Annotated in this window: 14 protein-coding genes; 1 reads left to right on the forward strand and 13 read right to left on the reverse strand. The window is 37.7% G+C overall.

Annotated features, from left to right (window positions below):
* Positions 1-51: 51 nt before the first annotated feature.
* The 8 genes from GILLI_RS17170 to GILLI_RS17205 form a co-directional block, all read right to left on the reverse strand.
* A complete protein-coding gene (locus tag GILLI_RS17170) occupies positions 52-1245 on the reverse strand; it encodes an acetyl-CoA C-acyltransferase (RefSeq protein ID WP_006990393.1) in 1194 nt (397 codons plus the stop codon).
* Between the two features lie 75 nt (positions 1246-1320).
* Positions 1321-1668, reverse strand: coding sequence for a four helix bundle protein (locus tag GILLI_RS17175; RefSeq protein ID WP_006990394.1), 348 nt, complete (start codon positions 1666-1668; stop codon positions 1321-1323).
* Positions 1669-1699: 31 nt separating this feature from the next.
* A complete protein-coding gene (locus tag GILLI_RS17180; RefSeq protein WP_006990395.1) occupies positions 1700-4105 on the reverse strand; it encodes a 3-hydroxyacyl-CoA dehydrogenase/enoyl-CoA hydratase family protein in 2406 nt (801 codons plus the stop codon).
* A gap of 77 nt (positions 4106-4182) precedes the next feature.
* The gene (locus GILLI_RS17185) at positions 4183-4629 is read right to left on the reverse strand and encodes a MarR family winged helix-turn-helix transcriptional regulator (RefSeq protein ID WP_006990396.1); all 447 of its coding nucleotides are present in this window, start codon (positions 4627-4629) and stop codon (positions 4183-4185) included.
* Positions 4630-4801: 172 nt separating this feature from the next.
* Entirely contained in the window at positions 4802-6577 is a 1776-nt protein-coding gene (locus GILLI_RS17190) for an AMP-dependent synthetase/ligase (RefSeq protein ID WP_006990397.1), read from the reverse strand.
* Between the two features lie 130 nt (positions 6578-6707).
* A complete protein-coding gene (gene purL, locus GILLI_RS17195) occupies positions 6708-10370 on the reverse strand; it encodes a phosphoribosylformylglycinamidine synthase (protein WP_006990398.1) in 3663 nt (1220 codons plus the stop codon).
* Between the two features lie 292 nt (positions 10371-10662).
* Entirely contained in the window at positions 10663-11232 is a 570-nt protein-coding gene (locus GILLI_RS17200) for a lamin tail domain-containing protein (protein WP_006990399.1), read from the reverse strand.
* 219 nt (positions 11233-11451) lie between these two features.
* Positions 11452-12669: an RsmB/NOP family class I SAM-dependent RNA methyltransferase gene (locus GILLI_RS17205; RefSeq protein ID WP_006990400.1), complete on the reverse strand. Its 1218-nt coding sequence runs from the start codon at positions 12667-12669 to the stop codon at positions 11452-11454.
* A gap of 104 nt (positions 12670-12773) precedes the next feature.
* Between GILLI_RS17205 and GILLI_RS17210 the strand changes: the two genes are divergently transcribed.
* Entirely contained in the window at positions 12774-13817 is a 1044-nt protein-coding gene (locus tag GILLI_RS17210) for a WD40/YVTN/BNR-like repeat-containing protein (RefSeq protein WP_006990401.1), read from the forward strand.
* A 99-nt stretch (positions 13818-13916) separates the two neighbouring features.
* On the opposite strand, the gene GILLI_RS17215 is transcribed toward GILLI_RS17210, so the two are convergent.
* The 5 genes from GILLI_RS17215 to GILLI_RS17235 all read right to left on the reverse strand — a co-directional run bounded on the left by GILLI_RS17215 (position 13917) and on the right by GILLI_RS17235 (position 19673).
* The gene (locus GILLI_RS17215) at positions 13917-14369 is read right to left on the reverse strand and encodes a hypothetical protein (protein ID WP_006990402.1); all 453 of its coding nucleotides are present in this window, start codon (positions 14367-14369) and stop codon (positions 13917-13919) included.
* A 154-nt stretch (positions 14370-14523) separates the two neighbouring features.
* Positions 14524-15051: a hypothetical protein gene (locus GILLI_RS17220; protein ID WP_006990403.1), complete on the reverse strand. Its 528-nt coding sequence runs from the start codon at positions 15049-15051 to the stop codon at positions 14524-14526.
* Positions 15052-15083: 32 nt separating this feature from the next.
* Positions 15084-15629, reverse strand: a complete 546-nt coding sequence (locus GILLI_RS17225) for an RNA polymerase sigma factor (protein WP_006990404.1) — start codon at positions 15627-15629, stop codon at positions 15084-15086.
* Between the two features lie 479 nt (positions 15630-16108).
* Positions 16109-17932 (reverse strand): ABC transporter ATP-binding protein, encoded by a 1824-nt coding sequence (locus GILLI_RS17230; RefSeq protein ID WP_006990405.1) that lies wholly within the window; start codon positions 17930-17932, stop codon positions 16109-16111.
* Between the two features lie 10 nt (positions 17933-17942).
* Positions 17943-19673, reverse strand: coding sequence for a phospho-sugar mutase (locus tag GILLI_RS17235; protein WP_006990406.1), 1731 nt, complete (start codon positions 19671-19673; stop codon positions 17943-17945).
* Between the last annotated feature and the right edge of the window lie 18 nt (positions 19674-19691).

The following is a 19691-nucleotide window of genomic DNA, read 5'->3' on the forward strand; positions in this document are numbered from 1 at the left end:
TCAATTGGCATGATCCTGAAATCTCAATTCTAATATCTCATTTCTCACGTCTTAATTAAAAAACTCATAAACCCCGGCTGCTCCTTGTCCTGTTCCTACGCACATAGTAACCATAGCGTATTTATTTTTAAGGTCACGTTTTCGCATTTCATCAAAAATTTGGACTGAAAGTTTAGCTCCGGTGCACCCAAGAGGATGTCCCATTGCAATGGCACCACCGTTTACATTTACCAGGCTTTGATCCAAACCTAATTCCCGCATCACCGCAAGGGACTGGGAAGCAAATGCTTCATTTAATTCTATAAGTGCAATATCATCTTGTTTTAATCCTGCTTGTTTTAAAGCTTTCGGAATTGCGTAAACCGGTCCTATTCCCATAATCCTTGGTTCAACTCCTACCGGGGCGTAACTTACCAGTCTTGCAATTGGTTCCAGATTGAGTTCTTTGACCATTTCCTCACTCATCACCATCACAAATGCAGCACCGTCACTCATTTGCGAGGAATTCCCAGCGGTTACGCTTCCACCTTCGGCAAATACAGGTCGAAGTGTACCCAGAACTTCTTTAGAAGTATCGGCACGGGGTCCTTCATCTGTATTTATGGTATAAGATCTGGTTTGTTTTTTACCGTTTTCATCAACGTAGGTTTGATCTATATTAATTGGAACTATCTGTTCTTTAAAACGGTTTGTTTCCTGTGCTTTTAAGGCCTTTTTATGGGAATTAAAAGCAAATTCATCCTGATCTTCCCTGCTGACATTATATTTATTGGCAACAGCTTCTGCAGTAAGTCCCATTCCCCAATAATAATCTTCATTTCCTTCTTTGGCAAGCTTATAATCCGGTACAGGTTTATAACCTCCCATAGGAATATAACTCATGCTTTCTGCTCCTCCGGCGATTATACAGTCTGCCATTCCGCTTTGGATCTTAGCAGATGCAATCGCGATAGTTTCCAATCCAGAAGCGCAATATCTGTTCACGGTCATTCCCGGAACATCTTCAATCTTTAATCCCATAAGAGAGATAAACCGACCTACATTCAGTCCTTGTTCTGCCTCTGGCATGGCATTTCCAACGATCACGTCATCAATGCGTTTTTTATCAAAATCCGGCAGTTGCTCCATCATATAATTGATGGTTTCTGCCGCCATTTCATCGGGTCTTTTGAATCTGAACACTCCGCGGGGAGCTTTTCCCACAGCTGTTCTATATGCTTTTACGATGTATGCTGTTCTTGTCATTGTATGTTGTATTTTGTATAGTGTATATTGAAATTCATTGTTTGTTGTATAGTGTATATTGAACTTTGTTATTGCTTATAATGTAGATTGTAATTTGATTATCATATTCTGAATATAATGAACTTCCTCTTCTAATTTTTGAAAATCAATAGCATTAATATAATCGATATTTTTGCAAATAATTAATTGTGTTTCAAATTCAAATGCAGAGCCAAGAGCTATTCCTAGGAAATTAGAGAAATCCTTATTTGATTTTCTGCCACAACCTTCAGCTATATTTGAAGGAACAGAAACTGCAGACCTGCGAATTTGTGATGTTAGGCCGTAAATTTCTTCTTTTGGAAAAGTCATACTTTTTAAATAAGTATCTGTCACTAAATCAATAGCTTTCTGCCATACTTTCAACTCTTTAAAATAGTTCATCTTAGTTCATTATACATTCTACACTATACAATCAATTCCGTAATGGTTTCCCTTTCTTGATCATATGCTCCAGTCTTTCCAGAGTTTTTCGTTCCCCTGTAAGGGAAAGAAAAGCTTCTCTTTCTAGATCCAGCAAATATTGTTCGCTTACATAGGAAGCTTCTGAAAGATCTCCCCCGGCCATTACATAAGCCAGTTTGTTGGCGATTTTCTTATCGTGTTCACTTATATATTTTCCGGCGAACATTTGATCTGTTCCTACTAAAAAGGCACCCAGTGCTTGTTTTCCAAGAACTTTAATATCTGTTCGCATTATAGGTTTGGTGTATCCATTTTCAGCGATTAGCAATGCATGCTTTTTAGCGATTGCCAATTGTCTATCTGGATTCACAACTACAATATCTTTTCCTTTTTGAAGGATATTCAGGTCGTAGGCTTCATATGCTGAAGTTGATACCTTTGCCATACCTATCGTGAGGAAATGGGCTCTCAAACGGTTTAATTCCACATCATCCTTATGAAAAGTATCTGCAGCCCTTAAGGTCATTTCCTTGGAACCACCTCCTCCGGGAATAACACCAACGCCAAATTCCACAAGGCCTATATAGGTTTCAGCCGCGGCTACTACCATATCTGCGTGCATGGAAAGTTCACAACCTCCGCCAAGGGTCATCGCATGTGGAGCGGCTACAGTTGGGATGGATGAATAACGCATTCGCATCATAGTATCCTGGAAATATTTAATAGCTGCATTAAGCTCGTCATACTCCTGTTCTACAGCCATCATAAAGATCATCCCGATATTGGCCCCTACAGAGAAGTTTTGTCCGTTATTAGCAACTACAAGTCCCTGATAATCTCTTTCAGCGATGTCCAGTGCTTTATTCAAGCCATCTAGGACATCACCTCCAATGGAATTCATTTTACTCCGGAATTCCACGTTTAAGATCCCGTCGCCAAGATCTTCCACAACAACACCGCTGTTCTTAAATACCTGTTTCGATTCCCGAATGTTATCCAGAATTATAAAGGCATCCTGTCCGGGTACTTTTAACTGTTCTTTTTTAGGAATATCATAATAATACGTATTGGCATTTTTTACCGTATAGAAGCTTTTTTCATCTTTTTCAAGCATTTCATTTACCCACGGAGCAGGTTTGAAACCTTCTTCCTTCATCATTTCTATACCCTTCTCAACTCCTATGGCATCCCATATTTGAAAAGGCCCGTGTTCCCATCCAAAACCGGCTTTCATCGCATCATCTATCTTATAAAGCTCATCGGTTATTTCCGGAATTCTATTGGAAACGTACGCAAATAATGCCGACAAATTTTTTCTGTAAAACTCTCCGGCTTTGTCCTTGCCATTGATAAGAACTTTAAAACGATCTTCAACCTTTTCGATGGTTTTGGTTTGTTCCAGCGTAGCGAAATTCGCTTTTTTCCCTGAACGGTATTCCATCGTATTTAGATCCAGCGACTGAATTTCGCTGGAACCATCTTTATTCTTTATTTTTTTATAAAAACCTTGTCCGCTTTTACTTCCAAACCATTCATTCTCTACCATAGTGCCTATAAAGTCCGGCAGGGCAAATAAGTCGTGTTGCTCATCTGCAGGGACACCTTTATGTAACCCATTGGCAACGTGTACCAACGTATCAAGACCTACGACATCAACGGTTCGAAAAGTGGCAGATTTAGGCCTTCCTATCACTGGACCGGTAAGCTTGTCTACTTCTTCAATTGTAAGATCCATTTCTTTCACCATATGAAAGAGGCTCATAATGCTAAAAATACCAACCCTGTTTCCAATAAAAGCCGGAGTATCTTTTGCTACCACAGAAGTTTTTCCAAGAAATTTCTCGCCGTATTCATTCAGGAATGCCAGAACTTCTTCTGAGGTATCAGGTCCCGGAATAATTTCGAATAATCTTAAATATCGTGGCGGATTGAAAAAGTGAGTTCCGCAGAAATGTTTTTTGAAATCCTCACTCCGGCCTTCATTCATTTGCTGAATTGGAATTCCGGAAGTATTGGAAGAAATAAGAGTTCCTTTTTTTCGATGTTTTTCCAAATCATCAAAAACTTTCTTTTTAATGTCCAGGCGTTCAACCACCACTTCAATGATCCAGTCTGCTTCTGAAATTTTTGAAATATCATCCTGAAGATTCCCGGTTTCAATTCTTTTAGCAAAATCCTGATGATAGATAGGGGAGGGCTTAGATTTTAAAGAAGCCTGTAAAGAGTCATTTACCAGTCTGTTCCTTACTTGTTTATCTTCCAGCGTTAATCCTTTTTTCTTTTCCTGATCATTTAGTTCCCTTGGGATGATATCCAGAAGCAATACCTCCACGCCAATATTGGCAAAATGGCAGGCTATACCGCTTCCCATGATCCCGGAACCAATGATTGCAACTTTGTTGATTCTTCGTTTCATAGAGTAAGTTTTATTATAATTTTTAATATGAATTTCTTACCGCCAAATAATTTGGAGGAATTAGATGTATTTGCTTTTTATTTTAAACTCGGATCGTAGATTTTTTTTTCAACAATCAGATCTGTGATGGTTTTTGCTACTTTTATAAATGTTTTGAGATCTTTTTCCGGCACTGAGCTCTTAACTACCTCATCAAACCTTAGAACTACGCCTTTGGAATATTCCCTCATCTCTTGCCCGAAAGGCGTTAAATAAAGCAACACACTTCTACCATCCTTTGGATTTTTCCTGCGAACAATAAGTCCTTTTTCCTCCATAGATTTTAGAATACGGGATAAGCTTGTTGCTTCCATTCCCATTTTTGGACCTAAAGAAGTGGAGGGGGTGCCCTTTTCCGGATCGATACTTAAAAGCGCGAAACCGGTTGCCATCGTGCTACCAGCTTTACCAGCTTCCTCATTATACATTTTTGATACGGCCATCCAGGTGGCTCGCAAAACATAATCGATGGTTTTTTCCTTCATTCCCAATAATGATTAAGCTCAAAGTTAAGAAAAAATACTATGCGCGCATAATAAAATGAGGTGATTTTTTTATTAATAGAAAAGAATACTTCTAAAATTACATTAAAGCCATAAAAAAACTCCTCAAAATGTGAGGAGTTTAACAGGTATTGAAAGTATATGATGCGAATTCCTAATGCTCGTAAATTGTATTATAAAGATTTTTGTATAATTCTTTTATATTTCTACGCTTTAACTTCATGGTAGGAGTAAGATGCTCACCTTCAATACTCCATACTTCTGGAGTTAGTTCAAATTTCTTCACTTTTTCCCAATGTCCAAATTTTTGATTATAAAAATCTACTTCATCCTGAATCCTTGTTATTACTTCAGGGTTTTTGATCATTTCTTCTTTGGTGGTTCCAATATCAATATTTTTTCGCTTTGCCCATTCTTCCACAAATTCAAAATTTGGCTGAATAAATGCGGCAGGCATTTTTTCACCCTCGCCAATAACCATGATCTGCTCGATGAAACGAGATTGTTTCATGATATTTTCAATAAGCTGTGGGGCTACATATTTCCCTCCGGAAGTTTTAAACATTTCCTTCTTTCTGTCGGTAATCCTTAAAAAATCCTCGCTGTCAACTTCTCCAATATCTCCTGTATGGAACCATCCATCTTCATCGATAGCTTCATTGGTTTTATCTGGTTCTTTATAATAACCCAACATTAAATTAGGTCCTTTGGTAAGTATCTCGCCATCCTCAGCAATTTTGACTTGTACCTTATCGATCACTTTTCCAACGCTTCCTATTTTGAACCCATGATTTCTTTGATCATTAACTGCAATTACCGGGGAAGTTTCGGTTAGTCCATAACCTTCCATAACCGGTATCTCTGCAGCGGCAAAAACTCTCGCCAATCTTGGTTGTAACGCAGCACTTCCGGAAACTATTAATTCTATATTTCCACCTAAACCTTCTTTCCATTTGGAAAAAATGATCTTTCTTGCAATGTTTAATCTTGTTTCATACCACCAGCCATTTGCACCATAAGGCTCAAATTCCAAACCGAGTTCTACAGCCCAATAAAATAATTTTTGCTTAATCCCTCCCAGGGCAGAACCTTTGGCGATAATCTTATCATAGACTTTCTCTAATAGTCTTGGAACGGCGGTTATTACATGTGGTTTAACTTCCTTAAGATTATCACTTATCTTTTCAATAGATTCAGCAAAATAGATAGATACACTATAATACTGGTATAGATAAAGGATCATTCTTTCAAAAATATGGCAAATTGGTAAGAAACTTAAAGCTGTATAAGTTCCAAACTCAAAAGGGACTCTTGAAGCGCTTCCTAAAACATTGCTCACAATATTATTGTGTGATAACATTACCCCTTTTGGTCTCCCGGTAGTTCCGGAAGTATATATTAAAGTAGCCAGATCATCTGGTTGAACTGCCTTTTTCAGCTTTTCGACTTCATCCTGATTGCTTTTATCTTCTCCTAATGCAAGTACTTCTTTCCAGTTTTTACAACCTTCAATTTCATCAAAACAATAAACTTCCTTTAGTTTGGTACGTTCTTTAATAGCATTTACTTTTTCCAGAACTTCCAAATCTGAAACAAAACAATAGATTGCTTCACTATGATTTAGTACATATTCATAATCTTCTTCTGAAATTGTAGGATATATAGGAACATCCTGAGCGCCTAACTGAAGGATCCCAATGTCCATAATATTCCATTCTGTTCGGTTTGAAGAGGATATCAGAGCTATTTTATCATTGGGTTTTACTCCAAGCCGAAGCAATCCCCGGCTAATAGTATTTGCCTTGTCTACATATTGTTGTGTTGACAAGGTTTCCCAGGTACCATTATATTTAGTTCCTAATGCCTTTTCCAGGGGATGATTTTCCAATTGATAATATGGAAAATCAAACAGTCTTTTTATTTCGATCATTTGTTTGTGAATGTTTTTATGGGATATTCCTTGCAAAATAGGAAATTAAAGGTCTATTTCAAATCTATTTTATAAAAAAAGAGGGGATATTTTCATATCCCCTCAATTAAATTTGAAATAACCTCAAACTCTATTTTTGTTCTAACCACTTTCTGGCATTCACAAATGCTTCCATCCAGGGAGAAACTTCATCTTTTCGGCCTTTTGGATAATGTGCCCAATTCCATTGAAATGTAGACCTTTCCAAATGCGGCATTGTCACAAGGTGTCTCCCAGTTGTATCGGTCATCATCGCTATATTGTAATGCGATCCGTTAGGATTTGCAGGATAGCCGGTATAGCCATATTTTCCAACGATATTGTACTTGCTTTCTTCATAAGGTAAGCTAAACCTTCCTTCTCCGTGCGCTGCCCATATACCAAGTTTACTTCCGGAAAGACTTGAAAGCATTACAGAATTGTTAGCCTGAATTTCTACCGAAGTAAAATTACATTCAAACTTATGTGATTTGTTGTAAAGCATTTTTGGTTTTTGGGAATCTTCAGGATTTATTAGACCCAATTCTATAAATAACTGGCATCCGTTACAAACTCCCAAAGACAGCGTGTCCTCGCGCTTAAAGAAGTTCTCAAGCGCCTTACCGGCTTTTTCATTGTATAAAAATCCGCCGGCCCATCCTTTTGCACTTCCCAGCACATCAGAATTTGAAAAGCCTCCTACTGCTGCAATAAATTTAATATCTTCTAAAGTTTCCCTTCCGGTTATCAGGTCGGTCATATGAACATCCTTTACATCAAATCCTGCGAGATACATCGCTCGGGCCATTTCACGTTCGCTATTGGAGCCTTTTTCCCTTATTATGGCAGCTTTAATCCTTGGTTTATCTCCATTAATTAAAGGAAGTTTTCCATCAAAATCCTTCGGAAAAACAAATTTTAGCGGCTGGTTTTTGTAATTGCTGAAACGTTGTGTGGCCATATCGATCCCACTTTGTTTTTGGTCCAGCAAAAACGAAGTTTCATACCAAGTATCCCGAAGATTTGGAATGTCAAATTCAAAGTTTTGATTTCCGTTTTTAATAGTTACCAGCCTTCCTTCAGCAGGAGCACCTATCTTAAAAAAGGCTATATTCTCATCATGTAATAATTTTTCTACGGAATCATCTTTGGCCTGGAATACAATTCCGCAGTTCTCGTTGAAAAGCAACTTTATAGAATCTTTTTCATTTAATGCTGAAAGATCCAGGTGAGCGCCCAGGTTTACTTCAGCAAAACACATTTCCAGAAGCGTAGTGATCAATCCTCCGGAAGCAACATCATGGCCGGCAAGAATGAGATCACTCTTTATCAAACCCTGCACAGTATTAAAAATGTTGGCAAATTGAGCATCGTCCTTAATTGTTGGAACTTCATTACCAACTTTATTTAAAATTTGCGCGAAAGAAGAACCTCCAAGTTTAAAGGAGTCCTGAGATAAATTAATATAATAGATCGAACCTCCGTTTTTTTGAAGTACAGGCTCAACTACCTTAGTAATATCATCACAATGTCCGGCTGCAGAAATTATTACAGTTCCTGGGGATAAAACATCTCCATCTTTATATTTTTGTTTCATGGAAAGTGAATCCTTTCCTGTTGGAACATTTATTCCCAAAGCGATCGCAAAATCTGAAACTCCCTGGACGGCTTCATATAACCTGGCATCTTCGCCTTCGTTATTACAGGGCCACATCCAGTTTGCAGAAAGTGAAACCGACTTTAATCCTTTTTCCAGCGGTGCCCAGATTATATTGGAAAGTGCTTCTCCAATGGAATTTTTTGATCCTGCAACCGGATCTACCAAAGCAGAAATAGGGGAGTGGCCTATTGAAGTTGCCACACCTTCTTTCCCGTTGTAATCCAAAGCCATCACGCCACAATTATTTAAAGGCAATTGCAATGGGCCTGCGGTTTGTTGTTTTGCCACTTTTCCGGTAACACAACGGTCTACCTTATTGGTGAGCCAATCCTTACAGCCAACAGATTCCAATTTTAGAACCTGATCTAAGTATTCATATATTTTATCTGAAGAATATTGAACCTCTTCATAGTTTCTTTGAATGTTTTTATCGGTCATGACCGTTTTGGGAGAGCTCCCAAACATATCGGCCAGGGATAGATCCATAGGTTTTTCACCGTTACTTTTCCGCTGAAATACAAAATTATGGTCTTCGGTTACCTCTCCTACATCGTACATAGGAGTTCGTTCCCTTTCCGAGATCCTTTTCAGGATATCCATATCTTTTTCAGCAATAATAAGTCCCATTCTTTCCTGAGATTCATTCCCGATAATCTCCTTGGCTGAAAGGGTAGGATCTCCTACAGGCAATTTATCCAGATCAATGTTTCCGCCTGTTTCTTCCACAAGTTCACTAAGGCAGTTTAAATGTCCGCCAGCACCGTGATCATGAATTGAAATTATTGGGTTATGATCGCGCTCTACCATACCGCGAATTGCATTTGCAGTTCGCTTTTGCATTTCGGGATTGGCACGTTGTACCGCATTAAGTTCAATACCGCTGCTAAATTCTCCTGTATCTGCAGAGGAAACGGCAGCTCCACCCATTCCAATCCTGTAATTATCACCTCCCAGGACTACAATTTTATCTCCCTTTTTTGGAACTTCTTTTATAGCCTGATCAGCTTTTCCATATCCAATTCCACCTGCAAGCATAATGACTTTATCATAAGCCATGATCCGTTCGTGTTCAGAATGTTCGAACGTAAGTACAGAACCAGTAATTAAAGGTTGCCCAAATTTATTTCCAAAATCCGAGGCTCCGTTTGAGGCTTTTATCAAAATATCCATCGGGGTTTGATAGAGCCAGTCTCGTTCCTTTACCTTATCTTCCCAGGAACGATTTTTTTGAAGCCTTGAGTAAGAAGTCATGTAAACTGCGGTCCCGGCTAATGGCAGTGAACCTTTTCCACCGGCCAGCCTGTCCCGAATCTCACCACCACTACCTGTTGCAGCACCGTTAAAGGGCTCTACGGTTGTAGGAAAATTATGGGTTTCAGCTTTAATGGATATTACCGAATCAAAATCCTTTGTTTGATAAAAATCTGGAACATCTGCCGATTTAGGAGCAAACTGCTCAATCCGCGGTCCTTTTATAAAAGCTACATTATCTTTATATGCAGAAACTATTTCATTTGGGTTTTCTTCGGAAGTTTTTCTGATGAGTTTGAATAAGGTAGAAGGTTTTTCTTTTCCATCTATTACAAACGTTCCGTTGAATATCTTATGGCGACAATGTTCAGAATTCACCTGTGAAAAGCCAAATACTTCAGAATCTGTAAGTTTTCTTTCCAGTTTTTTTGCGAGACTTTCCAGGTATTCAACTTCATCTAAATTCAAAGACAGTCCTTCCTGCTTGTTAAATGCTGCGATATCTTTTATTTCCAGCACCGGGGTTGGTTCTATATCAACTGAAAATATCTCCTGATCCAGACCTTCATATTTCTGAGAGATCATAGGATCATAGTCTTTAAAATTTGAATCCACCTTCATGAATTCTTCTATTCGAATAATTCCTTTTATCCCCATGGTTTGGGTGATTTCCACGGCATTGGTACTCCAGGGAGAAACCATTGCGGCACGGGGACCAATAAAAAAATCTGCCAGTGCAGATTTATTGAGGTGTTGAGCGTCTCCAAAAAGCCAGTCTAATTTTGAAATATCCTGGGCTGAAAGTGAGGAATGCGTTAACACGGCGTAAACCTTGGTGGTTTGAGTTCCGAAGAATAGGATCATTCTGCTTGGTTTTGTATTGTTTTGAGAAAGGTCAAATTTAAGATATTTTTGTAAGAATAATGGCGGAATCCAATCTGAAAATTTAGCTGAAAAGTTACTTTTTTTTCAGGCTTTAAAAAATCAGGAACCTCCGGTCCAGACCATGAGATATGAAATGGAAAACAATTTTAATTTTTTGAGGCAATTCCGCCTGCATGAAATTTATTTTGGGCAGGCCCCAGGGAATTATAAAACTCGCTAGGGATTAAACTCAAACCAATTTTAAAAAGACCAATCAAAAAAATTGACGTTTTTAGTATTTTCCCAAATCGTCTATGTTATCCATTTCTAAAACTTCCCAGTTGTCTATATCAAACAGGGTGGAAGGTTCATCAATTGATTTTTTTCGAAGGAGCGTTTTATCCCTGGCAAAATAGTCGGAATTATCAATGGTTCCTATTACATCTATTAAAATTTCATTTTTAAAAAGTCCAATTGGATCATTTCCGTTAAAATCCATGGGAGCTCCTGTTTTTAGCAGGTCTGATTGCTGAATAATTTTAGAAATATCAGAACTTTCATTCGCTATAACATACACTTCATTATGGGAGATGGAGCCGGATAAAGGAAGATCACTCATCCAATTGCCACTGCCATTCGTTTGTTTTTTGATTGAATATCCTCCGGTTTCAAGATTGATACTTGCTCCTGTTAAATTGACTATTTCCAAAGCTTTATTAAATGAACTTCCTTCAATATATTCTGAAAAAAACAGTTCCTTTGAAAAGGTTTCAACCTCAGCAGGAATAGGTTCCGTATTATCTGAAGAGCATCCAACAACCAGCATAAATAGAAAGGCTTTGATGATTCCGGGCGTTTTCATAAGTAGATATTTATTGTTTTTAAACGTTCTCCCGAGCTATCGGGAGCAATTCGCATTTCTTCAGTGGTGTTTATACAGGGTTTCCGTCATCCACATTTCAGAAATAAAGGATTTATAGTTAAGTTACTTCTAATTAATGATTTATCCTATCGGTAAAAAAAAACACCGCCAGTATTTAGCTGGCAGTGTTATGAATCTTATAAAAATTTATGTCAAAAGCTATTTCTCTGTATTCTCCAGCATTGCCATATAGAATCCATCGTAGCCGGTTACCGAAGAAAGGAGTTTTTTATCTTTGATCAGTTTGAAATTTTTACCTGCTTCTCTTGCAAGGAATTTTTCAACCTGTTCCTGATTTTCAGAAGGCAAAACAGAACAAGTAGCATACACCATTTTTCCGCCAGGTTTTAGAATTCGTGAATAGGTGTCTAGAATTTCCGCCTGAGTTTTTTTAATGTTTTCAATAAATTCTGGCTGTAATTTCCATTTGGCATCCGGATTACGGCTTAAAACTCCCAGACCGCTACAAGGTGCATCAATAAGAACCCTGTCTGCCGTACCATATAGTTTTTTCACGACTTTAGTGGTGTCAATTGCCCGGGGATCAATATTATGAACTCCGGCACGTTTTGCCCGGCGTTTTAATTCCTTCAGTTTGTTTTCGTAAATATCGGTTGCGATAATTTGTCCTTTATTTTCCATAATGGCGGCGATGTGCAATGTTTTCCCACCGGCACCGGCACAAGTATCCACCACTCTCATCCCTGGTTCTACCTCAAGAAAATGGGCTACCAGTTGTGAGTTCGCATCCTGAACTTCAAAATAACCTTTTTTAAAGGCTTCGGTTTTAAATACATTCGTGCGTTCTTCCAATTGCAGCGCATCGGGATAACCCTTAACAGGTTCTGCTATGACCTGCTCATCTTTTAAAATACTTCTTAAATTATCCCTGGAGATATTTAAGGTATTTACTCTTAAAACAACCGGAGCCTGTTCATTTAGGGCATGAATTTCTTTTTCCCATATTTTTTCACCCAATTCTTTGACTCCCATCTCATCCATCCAGTCTGGAATAGATTCCCTGTATTTTCTGATTTTGCTTAATTCATCAAATTTCCCTTTTATTCTCCTGCTTGGAGTGGGCTCGATTTGTTTCCAGTCTGGTAATGTAATTCCGCGTAAAGTGGCCCAAACAGCGAATAATCTGAAAAGATTTTCACGGGAATATGGTGCTTTAACTTCGGCAATTTCTGAATATAAACGTTTCCATCGTACGATATCATAAGTGGTTTCAGCTATAAAACTGCGATCCCTTGAACCCCAGCGCTTATCGCGTTTGAGAGCTTTCTCGATCATTTTATCGGCATATTTCCCTTCGTTGAATATTTCAGAAAGGGCATCAACCGTTGCAAATACTAAATTTCTGTGTAAGCGCATAGTTATATTTTAAAGTTGCAAAGGTACATTTTTTTGCATCGGAAAAATTTATCTTTGAACCAATTCTTATTATCCTATAATCACTAAAAATAAACTCGTCATCTATGAAAATTATATATCTACTTTCCATATTACTTATAGCCGGTTGCGTTTCAAAGGAAACAAAGGAATCCCGGAAAGCTTATACCGAAGTTGAGATTCAAACTATTCTGGAAGACGATTCTTTAAGCGTTAGAGCTATTGAAATTATGGGCAGCGATCTTGCATTTGCTGCTAATAATGGGATTTATGGGATCTATAACTCCAATCCAGGGGAGTGGAATACCAACATCCAGGAGTATGATTCTATTCGTCCGGAATTTAGGGCGGTGGCCAGTACCTCTTCAGATTTTTTTATGCTGAGCATTGGAAATCCTGCATTATTATTTAAAACCGGGGATACGGGTTCCATGGAGTTGGTTTTTAAGGAGGGAAATGAAAAGGTATTTTACGATGCTATGACTTTCTGGAATGATAAGGAAGGAATCGCAATGGGAGATCCAATAGATGGCTGTTTATCCATAATCATTACTAGAGATGGTGGAAAAAACTGGAACAAAATTCAGTGTAATGTCCTCCCCCCGTTTATTAAAGGTGAAGCGGCTTTTGCTGCCAGCAATTCAAATATTGCGGTACAAGGAGATCATACCTGGATACTTTCCGGAGGAATGAGATCGCGGGTTTTTTACTCACCGGATAAGGGAAATAACTGGGAGGTTTTTGAAACCCCTTTAATTCAGGGAACACGAACTTCAGGAGGCTATAGTATTGATTTTTATGATGTCACTAACGGAATCATAATAGGAGGGGATTATACTGCACCTCAATTAAACAAAGCCAATAAAGCAATTACCACAGATGGCGGTAAAACCTGGCAATTGGTTGCCGATGGGAAAGATCCCGGTTATAAAAGCAGTGTGCGCTATGTGCCCGGAGGACAAGCTAATGAAATTGTGGCCGTTGGATTTACCGGGATTTCCTATTCTAACAATAAAGGAGAAACCTGGCAAAAACTATCTGATGAGGGCTTTTTTACCATCCGGTTTTTAAATGATTCCACAGCTTATGCGGCCGGGAAAAGCAGAATAGCTAAACTGAAATTTAAATAATTGGTGGCAATAAAGAACATCACTAAAAAAAAGAATTCCGGATGAAAATCATCCGGAATTCACAACAACTAACCAAAAAACTAACCATAAACTCTTTTGCTATTCGTTTTTTTCTGCGGACTTTCTCTCCCTGTATTCGCGGATCAGTTTTTTATTAAAATCTGATTCAATTTTATGCAGTTTTATTATTTCCTTGGCCGAAAAGAACTGTTTTAGATCGGAAAATAATTCTTTTTTAATTTCATACTCTTCTCTTTCTACGGTTAAATATTCTTTCAGCATTTCTTCAGCTTCAGCTTCAGAAATTTTATCAATATTATCCAGGTTCATATCTATATCCTCGCGGCGGTGAAGATCCCTTCTTTGGCATTCGTACCCATTGTAAATAGGCCAAAATTTTTGCGCGGTTTGAGGATTCATGTTGAGTTCCTGTGTGAAATAGGCAACCTTCATGGTTTTTATTTGTTCCCTGTGGTCTTCCTTGCTGGTCTTTTGAGCATTTGTACTTAAGGCAACAAAAAGAAAACTTAAAAGTAAAATTATGTTTTTCATCTGTTTCTATTATTTTTTTGATGACTCCCGATAGCTATCTTGAGTAACCTTCATATAATTATTTCGCTGTGTGAGAAATTTTTTCTAATGGATTTTTCATAATTATATCATTTGTTCTCACATAGGTTAGGGGAGTATTTCCAATTTCTTTCATTTACTCCAGTATAACGGCAGGATCTTCAATATTTTCATTTAAATATTCGAAAACTGCATCATCGCTTAAATTTGACCTAGTTATATTATCAAAAACAAAATCTTCTTCATAAATGATCGACGAAATTTCGTTGTAATTGAAATCTATATTCCCTGAGTCCATATATTCTTCAATCGCCGACAATTCAATAGAATCAAATGAATTTTCCTGTTGTACAGGTTTGAAAAGTAGGGTTGAAATTAACCCAACGAATATAGCGGCAACTGCAGCAGAATAATAGAATTTTCTTCTCCTGTACAAGGGAATAACTTTTCCTTTGGATTCAGAATTTGCTATTCTTGCATGGATCTCACCTTCTAAAGTTTCAAAATAATCTAACGGAACTTTAAAGCCGGAACTCTTCTCCATGGTTTTCATCATATCTTTTTCCACGCAAGAAGCTAAAATTTTAGATTCAAAATCCTCAAAATAGTTTTCGGGGACTTTAAAGCCTGATTTGGGATTATATTTAAACTTATTCTTTTCCATTTGTTACTTTGACTTATTTTTTTAAGAATGGTTTAATCCTTCTTTAAAAATTCTTCAATTTTTTTTGTGGCTATGTGGTAAGATGCTTTTAAAGCTCCTTCGCTGGTTTCCAGTATTTTTGCCATCTCACGATATTTTAATTCCTCGAAGTATTTCATATTAAAAACCTGTTGTTGTTTTTGCGGAAGCGTAGCAATGGCCCGGTGCAATTTTAGCTGAATTTCATTTCCTTCAAAATATACGTCACTTTCTAAATTATCGATAAGATGGCTTTGCAGTTCTGTAGAATCAATTTGTAATCTTTTAGCTTTTAGATTGAGAAAAGTTATGGTTTCATTCGTGGCGATGCGGTACATCCAGGAGTAAAGTTGACTTTCTCCTTTGAATTTCTCAATATTCCGGTAGATTTTGATAAAGGTATTCTGTAAAATATCATCCGTGTCCTCGTGATCTTTGGCCATATTCCGGATATGCCAATACAGCCGTTCCTTGTAGCAGGTAAGAAGGTCTTTAAAAGCCTCGTTTCTGGTAGTGGGGTTTTTTAAATTCTCAAGTAATAAGGAGTCCTCCTTTTTCAATGATTGAGTTTAAAATTAAGTTGTTAAAGTTATTGAAAAGTTTAATGCAATACCCAGAATTACTCTTTCAATTTTGTAGGAATTTTGTAGGAATTAAAGGTACTCAATAAGACGAAATACATAAAAACAGGATAAAAAGCATTTTTATTTTGGTAAAACCAATTTTAATAGTATATTTGATCATCAGAAATGATTTAATCTTTTTTTGCCCCAAGTAATTAAAATTGAATCGGCCATTTTTTCATCGCCCCCCACGATGAAAAATGTTTTAAAAATGGATGGACCTACTTCATCCATTTTTTTCTTTTAAATTAAAAACCTCCCGGATCTTAAAGACCTGGGAGGTTTTTTTATTTCTATCATTAGGGTTAGGGATACCTTGCTCGTTGAGTTCGGTACGGGAGATTACATCGAAATTCTTGATGTCAAATTCTTTTTACAAAACCAGTGAGGTTTCTCCCGTAATTGATTTGAAGTTTTTAATCAAAAGATTGCATTTCAACAAGCTTTCTATAAGTTCCATTATAGGTAAGTAAAGTCTCATGTTTTCCCTGCTCAACAATTTCTCCCCTATGCATTACTACGATCATATCGGCATTCTGAATTGTGGAGAGCCGGTGTGCAATTACTATGGAAGTTCTGTTCTTCATCATATTTTCCAGCGCCTTTTGTACCAGTTTTTCACTTTCAGTATCCAGTGCTGATGTGGCCTCATCCAAAATCATAATTGGTGGATTTTTAAGCACTGCCCGGGCTATAGAAAGTCGTTGTTTCTGGCCACCGCTTAGTTTATTTCCACTGTCTCCTATATTGGTTTCCATTCCTTTGGGAAGATCTTTTACAAATTCCCATGCATTCGCAATTTTTAAAGCATCTATAATCTCGTCATTTGTGGCAGTTACTTTCCCCAGGGAAACATTGTTTTTGATAGTATCGTTAAACAAAATAGAATCCTGAGTGACTAATCCCATCAAACTTCTAAGGGAATGTTTGGTGATTTGCCTAATATCTGTTCCGTCTATTTTAATTGTTCCTTCATTTACATCATAAAACCTGGTAACCAAATTTGCAATAGTAGATTTTCCACTTCCGGATTGTCCTACAAGGGCAACCGTGCTTCCTTTTGGAACGGTAAGGCTAAAGTTTTTTAGTACGAATTCATCTTCATATTTGAAACTGATATTTTCAATTACTACTTCCTTCTCGAAATCTTTGACAATAATGGCATCTTTAGCATCTGTAAGGTTAGAAGGGGTTTCCAATACTTCTATGATCCTCTCTGCTGCTGCATTCCCTTTTTTAACACTGTAGGTTGCTTTTGAGATCTGCTTTGCTGGGGTAAGTATATTGTAAGCCAATCCTAAAAAAGCAATAAAAGCTGCAGCGTTTAAAGTACCCTCTACCAGGACCATATTCCCTCCAAACCATAAAATTATAACAATTACAAAAATCCCAAGGAATTCACTTGCAGGGGAGGCCAGGTTTTGGCGGTTAATCAGGCTGTTTAGGATAGTGTTAAGCTTATTTGTAGAATCCTGGAATTTTTCCTGGAACCTGCCCTCTGCGTTAAACCCCTTAATTATCTTTAAACTTGAAAGGGTTTCTTCAACAATGGATAAGAAATGCCCGTTTTCTTCCTGAGCTTTTCTGGATTGGGATTTTAGCTTCTTTCCTATTACAGATATTATAAACCCTGAAATCGGTAAAAATATGAATACAAAAATGGTGAGTTTTGCACTTATCATTAACATTGCAATAATGGTAAAAATAATGGTCAACGGCTCACGCACAATAAGCTCCAGAATAGATAAAAACGAAGTTTGAACTTCGTTAACATCTGCAGTAATCCTGGAGATAGTATCTCCTTTTTTCTTTTCAGAAAAATAAGAGATCGGTAATTCAAGGATCTTTTTGTAGACCGCATCACGCACATCCCGCAGAACACCATTCCGGAGAAAAGTGATAAAGAATGCGGCCAGATAACCGAATAGGTTTTTTAGAAAAAACAATGAAACTACAATTGCGCAAATGAAGATAAGGGCAGAGACTTCATCTTCAGCCACCCGCTGGCTTACATTATAATTAAAATAATCTACTGTAAAATCTTTAATTCCGGTGATACCTTCCCACTCGGGTTTTTCAGCTACACGTTTACTTTTATCGAATAAAATGTTGATTACAGGAATTAGTGCAATAAAAGAAAGGGTGCTAAACAGTGCATAAAATATATTGCAAATAATATTAAGTACAGCAAAACGCTTGTAAGGCCTTGCGTACTGAAGGATTTTTCTGAAATATGTCATTTAGTTTTAATTAATCCAGGTGTAGATCAGCTTTTATTTTTACTATTTTTCCCTTCAATTGCTCACTGGCATCTTCAAATTCTTCAATTGATTTTAATTCGCTGTTTACACTGATGTAGAATTTGATCTTAGGTTCTGTTCCACTTGGGCGTGCTGCGATTTTTGTGCCTTCTTCCGTATAATAGATCAGCACATTGGATTTAGGAATATCCAGGGTGTGTTTGGTATGGTCCTGAAGATTTTTTGCTTCAGAAGATTGATAATCTTCGATCAATACAATTTTTTCCCCGTTGATTTCAGAAAGTGGATTTTCTCTTAAATCTACCATCATTTGTTTTATCTGGGATTCCCCGTCCATTCCTTTTTTCACCAATGAAATAAGTTCTTCCCGGTACAACCCATATTCAGTATAAAGTTCAAGAAGTTTTTTGTAAAATGAACTTCCTTCGGCCCCCATCTGGGCCGCGATCTCGCAGGCAAGTAGGGTAGCGGTTGCTGCATCTTTATCTCTTACAAAATCACCAACCATATATCCAAAACTTTCTTCACCACCTCCAACAAAATCCAATTCCGGATGGTCCTTGATCAATTTAGCGATCCATTTAAAACCGGTGAGAACTTCGTGGTACTGGGCACCAGAATTTTCGGTAATATTTTTAAGCATGGGGGTAGAAACAATCGTAGAGGCCACGAAGGAGTTTTTATTCAATTTCCCTTCTTTTTTCCATTGCTCCAGTAAAAACCAGGTCATCACAACCATGGTCTGGTTACCATTAAGTAGTATCAGGTTGTTGTTAAGGTCTCTTACGGCAATCCCAAGGCGATCGCCATCGGGATCGGTTCCAATTACGATATCTGCATCTTTTTCTTCAGCAAGGTCCATCGCCATTTTCAGGGCTTCAGGTTCTTCAGGATTGGGTGATTTTACCGTGGGAAAGTTTCCATCCGGCTCATCCTGTTCCTTCACGGTGAAAACGTTCTTGTAACCTGCTTTGGCCAGTACTTGAGGATTAACAGTAGAGGAAGTTCCATGAAGCGAAGTGAAAACGATCTTTAGATTATCTTTTGCAGAGGAAGAAGTATCAAAACTTCCATTCTTAACTGAAGCTTCAATAAAAGCATTATCCACTTTTTCATCTATAACTTCAATCAGATCTTTGTTTGCTTCAAATTTGATCTCATTATATTCAAGTTTTTCTATTTCCTGAATTATCATATTGTCCTGAGGTGGCACCAATTGTCCGCCATCCTGCCAGTAAACCTTATAACCATTATATTCCGGGGGATTGTGACTGGCAGTAAGGACGATTCCGCAGTGGCAATCCAAATATTTTACCGCAAAAGAAAGTTCAGGAGTAGAACGCAGATCTGAAAATAAAAAAACCTTGATTCCATTTGCAGAAAACACATTAGCCACTATTTGAGCCAATTGCCTGCTATTTTTGCGGCAATCGTACGCGATCACAACTTTTAGATCTTCTCCCTTAAATTCCTGTTTAAGTATGTTTGAAATTCCCTGGGTGTTTTTCCCGAGGGTGTATTTATTGATCCTGTTTGGTCCAACTCCCATAATATCGCGCATTCCCCCAGTACCAAAAGAAGTGTTCTTATAAAAACTCTCTTCCAGTTCTATTGGGTTGTTATCTATAAGGTATTGAACTCTTTCACGTGTTTCCTTGTCGAAAGGATGAGACAGCCACGCTTTAGCTTTGGTAAGTATCTCAGGTTTTATTCTTGACATTTGCTAAAATTTTAGAAA

Source organism: Gillisia limnaea DSM 15749 (assembly GCF_000243235.1).
Taxonomy (GTDB): domain Bacteria; phylum Bacteroidota; class Bacteroidia; order Flavobacteriales; family Flavobacteriaceae; genus Gillisia; species Gillisia limnaea.